The organism is Methylobacter sp. Wu8, from assembly GCF_036440755.1.
Taxonomy (GTDB): domain Bacteria; phylum Pseudomonadota; class Gammaproteobacteria; order Methylococcales; family Methylomonadaceae; genus Methylobacter_A; species Methylobacter_A tundripaludum_A.
Genome location: NZ_JAZGVT010000050.1, coordinates 63,360 through 69,677 on the forward strand (window position 1 = coordinate 63,360; position 6,318 = coordinate 69,677).

Genomic DNA, 6,318 nt, shown 5'->3' on the forward strand with positions numbered 1-6,318 from the left:
CGAGCCGACGGTGAAAGCGCAAATAGGCCGAAAAACCCCGCCACTATCCGTTTCCTGCTGGGTTCAGGGAACCGAGACCAATTTTGACCGGCTATCAGGCCGGGTCGTACTGGTTGAAATATTTCAGGTCAATTGTCCGGGCTGCTTTTTATACTCCTTGCCCCAGGCAATAGACCTGCACCAAAAATATGCGCAGCACGGTTTATCGGTATTGGGCGTCGCCACCGCGTTTGAGGATTTTGACAAAAACACCCTCGAAAACCTGACCCGTCTGGCTGAAAACGGCGAGGTGATCGGCGAAACATTGCGTCTGTTAAGCCAACATAACGAGCTTAGTGCAGAAGGCCGACTGCCCTATCGCATCCCGTTTCCGCTGGCGATGGACCGCTTGAACAAACGCCAAGCCGAAACAACCGAGCATGACCTCGAAACCTTCATCAAAACCCGCATCCCTAATTTCGAGCAGCGGCCGGAAGCCGATCGGCAAAAGATCAGGCAGCAGGTACAGCATTATTTTCAGTCGCTCGATTACCATGCGGAAACGTTTGAACGTTTCGATTTAAAAGGCACGCCCTCGCATATCCTGGTGGATAAGCAAGGCATACTCAGGGAGTGCGCATTTGGCGCGTATCCCGAGTTGGAGGCGCGGATATTAGGACTATTGCAAGAATAAAATAAGCAGCTTGAAGCAGGCGGGGCCAAAGCCGAAAACAGGCCCGCCTTAATGCAAACCGGGAATTAATAAAAACAATCAACAAGGACTCAAAATGTCGATCCATGTCAACATGCCCCATCTATCCAGCCGCAAGACAAAAATCATTGCCACACTGGGTCCGGCTTCGGATACACCCGAAGTTATTTACGACCTTATTAAGGCCGGGGTCAATGTTTTCAGGTTGAACATGTCCCATGGCGAACATGAAAGCCACCGCAAGCTGTACCGGATAATCCGGGAATCGGCCGAAGCACTGCATCAACACATTACCATTTTTGCCGATCTTTGCGGCCCCAAAATCAGAACCGGAAAATTTAAAAACGGCAGCATTATCATCAACAATGGCGATCAGGTTGTGGTAACAACACGGGATATACTAGGCGAGGCAAATCTTATCCCCTGCCAGTATCATGCCTTGGCTGACGATGTAAATGCAGGGGATCGTATCCTGCTGGACGACGGCAAATTCGAGCTCAAGGTTATTAAAAAAGACGCTCAAGACATAAGCTGCGAAGTCATTCACGGCGGCGAGTTAAAAAACAACAAAGGCATCAACCTGCCCGGCGTCAGTGTATCCTGCCCGTCATTAACCGACAAAGACCGGGCGGATGCGTTGTTTGCATTGGATCTGGGCGTTGATTACCTGGCCCTGTCATTCGTCAGGAAAGCCGAAGATATTACCGACCTGCGTCAATTGATTACCTCAAGCGGCTACGACACCCATATCATCGCCAAAATTGAAAAACCGGAAGCCCTAACCAACGGCCAGGACATCATTAACGCCGCCGATGCGATCATGATTGCCCGAGGCGACTTGGGCGTGGAATTAAACCCGGAAGATGTGCCGATAGCCCAGCACCAGCTCATTAAAAGCGCCAGGGCATTGAACAAGCCGGTCATCGTCGCCACCCAAATGCTGGAATCGATGATTGAAAACTCCAGGCCCACGCGCGCCGAAGTGACCGACGTCTCCAATGCGGTTTATTCTTCCACCGATGCGGTGATGTTGTCCGGGGAAACAGCGGCGGGACACTTCCCGGTTGAAGCGGTTGAAATGATGTCCAGGGTCATCTATCAAACCGAGGCGTTCATGAGAGAACAGGATGTTTTCGGCAAACTGGCGCACCGGGATAATGAACAAAAACCGCTGCCGTTCGGGGACGCGTTCGCCGACGCGACCGCCCAACTTTGCTTTGACCTGCATGCAAAAGCCATCGTCGGCATTACCAGCGGCGGAATGTCGGTTGTTACGTTGAGCTCTGCAAGGCCTGCCGCGCCGCTGATAGCCATCAGCGCCAATAAATGGGTTTGCCAACGGATGAATCTATACTGGGGCGTTATACCGATACACGCCGATGATGCCGGTCATGCCCATCCCAATAAACTGGCCCGACGCCATGCCATTGAAACAAAACTGGCAAATGAGGGCGATAATGTCATTGTCGTGCGCGGTTTTCATCAGGATGGCCAGTTGAGTTCGCCGACCATAACGATGCTGACAATTTGATATTTTGGACATCCATGCGGTGCAATACGCTACGCTATTGCACCCTACGATTGCGCCTTACCGTATAAACCTGCAACCCCGCCACCCGTAATAAGCGATGTAGCAATAACAAAGCACCGGGATAAAAAACGCCTGTTGAATGCCGATCCAATCGGCGAACAGCCCCTGCACAACCGGAAGCACAGCGCCGCCGACTATCGCGGCGCATAAGATGCCCGAGCCCTGCCCCGTATGCCTACCCAAACCGCTAACCGCGAGCGAAAAGATGGTCGGAAACATGATCGAGTTAAACAAGCCGACAGCCAGAATCGCCCACATCGCAACGTAGCCACTGCCGAGCATCGTCATTAAAACCAGGACCGCCGCGGTTACCGCGTTAAATGCCAGCGCTTTGCCGGGCTGGACTTTTTGCATGGCTACCGCCCCGATAAACCGCCCGACCATAGCGCCGCCCCAATAAAACGACACATACTTTCCGGCCTCTTGTTCGGCCAATCCGGCAATGGAAGGCTCGCCCAGAAAATTGATCAAAAAACTGCCGATGGACACTTCGCCGCCGACGTAAACAAAAATCCCGATTGCACCCAACACCAGGTGCCTGTAGCCCCAGGCGCTGTCATGAACATCCTCTTCAAGACCTGAAACCTGCGCTTCGGCGGCTTCAATTTTGGGCAACTTGATCAGCGCAAAAATCACCGCAATAAAAAACAGAACCGCAGCCAGTAACAAATAAGGGGTTTGTACGGCGGCAGCCTGCGCCGCTTGATAAGCCGATAATTCATCCGCGTTAAGCAGCTTAACTTCATCCGCCGTTTTAACCGCAGTCGTAAGAATAAACAGCGCGCCGAAATAAGGGGCAATCGTCGTACCCAGCGAATTAAACGCCTGAGTCAGGGTTAACCGGCTGGAGGCGGTTTCCGGGTTCCCCAAAATAGTCACATACGGATTTGCGGCAACCTGCAACAAGGTGATGCCTGAGGCCAATACAAAAAACGCCGCCAGAAATAACGGATAGGAATGCGAACTTGCAGCCGGATAAAACAGCAGGCAGCCAATGCCCGCTATGCTTAATCCGGCAATGATGCCGCCTTTGTAATCGATTTTCTCAACCAGATACCCGCTGGGAACGGAAACGACAAAATAGGCGGTAAAAAAGCAAAACTGGATCAGCATTGCCTGGGTGTAATTCAGCGTGAACACCGACTTTAAATGCGGGATCAAAATATCGTTCAAACAAGTGATAAAACCCCAGATAAAAAACAGCGAGGTTAATATTATTAACGAGCCTAAATAGGATTTTTTATCAGAACCATTCGTCGAATCGGCAGCATTGATCATAAATTATCGATATGTCAGATTAAAAAGTTTAAAAGCTTATCACCACGGAGCCACGAAGGACACGAAGCTTTTTAACTTAGGAACGCGCACGAAATAACTTGAGCAAGTTTTGTATTTATAAGCTTAATCTTCATGATCTTCATGGTAATTGCTTAAATTAATTTATGCATGTTCCTTAGCTTTTCTTCGTGTCCTTCGTGGTGAAAAAGACTTTCAATCGCCTGGTTTAAGCATCATTTCGTCACCGTAAAACCGACCGTCTCATTGCCGACCATCACCTTGAAATCCCCCGGCTCCACAATCCGCTTAAGATCAACGTCAATAAACGACAAATCATGCGGCGTTAAGGTAAAGCTTAACGTTTCGGATTGCCCCGGATTCAGCTCGACTTTTTTAAAAGCCTTGAGTTGCTTGTTGGGCCTGGTTACCGAAGCCGCCACGTCATTGATATAAACCAGCACCGCTTCCTTGCCTGTTAACGCGCCGGTGTTTTTGGCGTTAACGCTGACATTGATATTTTCGCCGATGTTGATTTTTTCTTTGTCCACCTTCAAGCCGCTGGTTTCAAAGGTGGTATAACTCAAGCCATGACCGAACGGATACAACGGATCATAAACATTCGATTCAAACGACTCGATAGGTTTGTAGTCATAAGGCGTAATGCCATTGGTATTTCTCGGATAGGAAATCGGCAGTTTACCGTTCGGGTTATAGTCGCCGTACAAAATATCGGCAATCGCCTCGCCGCCTTCCATGCCCGGCAAAAAGCCCAAAATAACGCCGGAAGCCCGTTCCGCAATCGACGTGATAATACGCGGACGGCCGCCCAGGGTCAGCAAAACCACCGGCTTTCCGGTTGCCATCGCGGCATTGGCAAGATCGACTTGAGCCGGATCGAGATTTAAGGTCTCAATATTGCCCGGCGTTTCCGTATAAGGATGTTCGCCCAGGCTGAGCAGGATAACGTCGTGATTCCGGGCCTCATCGACCACCTTTTGAACATCGATAGGCGCATCAAACGAACCGCCGCCGACATAAGTCACTTTGCCGTCGGATTTTTCTTGTATCGCTTCCAGGACCGTCAATTTTTCCTGGGGATATAACTCCTCGGCGGCGCCTTGCCAGGTAATCGTCCAGCCGCCATTTAGCGTACTCAACAAATTCGCGGTGGGTCCCGCCACCAGAATATTGGCGTCTTTTTTCAGCGGCAGGATGTGGTTGTCGTTTTTGGCCAGGACTATCGACTCCCTGGCCGCCTGCCGGTTGGCTGCTATCGCCTCAGCCGTGGCGAAATTACCTTCTACCGGCAACAGCGGCTTCGGATCAAACAACCCGGCCTGATACTTGACCGTCAGTATCCTGGACACCGCTTCATCGATACGGGACATTGGCACTTCGCCGGATTTGACCAAATCGATCAGCAAATCATAAAAAGAAAAATCGAACGGCACCATGCTCATGTCGACACCGGCCATCACCGCGATTTTTACCGCCTCTTTGGGGGATGCGGCCATCTTGTCACGGGTATAAAGGCGCTCGATGTCCGCCCAGTCGGACACGGCAATGCCCTTAAAGCCAAGCTCTCCGCGCAGAATCGTGGTCAGGTATTGATAGTTGGCGTGTCCCGGAATGCCGTCGACTTCGGCCGAATTCACCATGACCGTCGGCGATCCGGCTTTAATGCCCGCTTCAAACGTCGGCAGGAAATATTCGCGCAGCACTCTTTCGCCGATCCAGGCGGGCGTCCGGTCTTTGCCGTTCAGGGGATAGCTATAGCCCACATAATGCTTCAGGCAAGTAGGCGCTTTATCGGCTGCGGAAAAATCATCACCCTGATGGCCTTTAATATAAGACGCGCCCATCACCGTCGCCAGATGCACATCTTCGCCAAAGGTTTCCCACAAGCGCGGCCAAAGCGGTTGACGGCCAATATCCATCACCGTGGAAAAATTCCATTGCTGGCCGGAGGCGCGCACTTCCCGTGCGGTGATTTCGCCTTCCTTGAAAGCCAGTTCCGCATTGAACGTCGCCGCCATGTTGATGGCTTGCGGAAACAATACCGCGTTTTGCGTGTAAGTTGCGCCATGAATCGCGTCGATCCCGTAAATGACTGGGATTTTGAGGCGTGTTTTTTCCGCAGCCTCCTGCACCGTGCGCATCATTAGCCGCCAGGTTTCAATGGATAGCGCTTCGTTATTGGGCGTAAAAGGCGTATTAAGAATGGAGCCGACATGGCGTTTTACTACCGCCTCTTTCAGCTTGACCGGATCAATCAGTTCCTCGGCGCGGCCATGCTGTTTCTCGATGTTGCCGATGACCTTGATGTCAACCTGCGTCATCTGGCCTACTTTTTCTTCCAGCGTCATTTGGGACAGCAGATTTTTGACTTTATTTTCTATTGCTTTGCTTGTTTCTTGTGCGCTCACAGAACGCCCCGAAATGACGGATAGGATGATAATTAAAATGATATGTAAGGTTTGCAACTTAGTATTCTTCGCGTGTTGATTGTTTAAGGTTTTGCTTACGCATCGGCTTATTTTAAGCTGCACCGCAGTTTTTCTACAAAAAACATTCCTGGCCTGTTATCGGGTTAGACGATTACCCGATTGGCACACGCCACTAAGGATCGTACATAAATTAATTTAGGCAATTACCATGAAGAGCATGAAGACTTAAACCTTTCATGCCGCTTCATGTCCTTCATGGTTAAAAAATGAAAAATAAAACTTGCTCAAGTTATTTCATGCACGTTCCTTAA

4 protein-coding genes are annotated in these 6,318 nt (G+C 50.5%); 2 read left to right on the top strand and 2 right to left on the bottom strand.

All coding sequences use genetic code 11. The features are described 5' to 3' along the window. Nucleotides 1-10 precede the first annotated feature (10 nt). Together V3O24_RS05850 and pyk are read left to right on the top strand one after the other, a co-directional pair. The gene (locus V3O24_RS05850) at nucleotides 11-673 is read left to right on the top strand and encodes a TlpA family protein disulfide reductase (protein ID WP_331306578.1); all 663 of its coding nucleotides are present in this window, start codon (nucleotides 11-13) and stop codon (nucleotides 671-673) included. A gap of 94 nt (nucleotides 674-767) precedes the next feature. Further along, complete coding sequence (gene pyk / locus V3O24_RS05855; RefSeq protein ID WP_331306579.1) at nucleotides 768-2,222, top strand: pyruvate kinase; 1,455 nt, start codon at nucleotides 768-770, stop codon at nucleotides 2,220-2,222. A 57-nt stretch (nucleotides 2,223-2,279) separates the two neighbouring features. Here pyk and fucP read toward each other — a convergent pair whose 3' ends face one another. Beyond that, on the bottom strand, nucleotides 2,280-3,560 hold the full coding sequence (gene fucP / locus V3O24_RS05860; protein ID WP_331306580.1) for an L-fucose:H+ symporter permease: 1,281 nt from the start codon (nucleotides 3,558-3,560) through the stop codon (nucleotides 2,280-2,282). A 233-nt stretch (nucleotides 3,561-3,793) separates the two neighbouring features. After that, nucleotides 3,794-5,986 (bottom strand): glycoside hydrolase family 3 N-terminal domain-containing protein, encoded by a 2,193-nt coding sequence (locus V3O24_RS05865; protein WP_331306581.1) that lies wholly within the window; start codon nucleotides 5,984-5,986, stop codon nucleotides 3,794-3,796. Nucleotides 5,987-6,318 lie beyond the last annotated feature (332 nt).

Coding starts and splice junctions, on each gene's coding strand:
- pyk (WP_331306579.1), top strand. CDS start 768: ATGTCGATCCATGTCAACATGCCCCATCTATCCAGCCGCAAGACAAAA.
- fucP (WP_331306580.1), bottom strand. CDS start 3,560: ATGATCAATGCTGCCGATTCGACGAATGGTTCTGATAAAAAATCCTAT.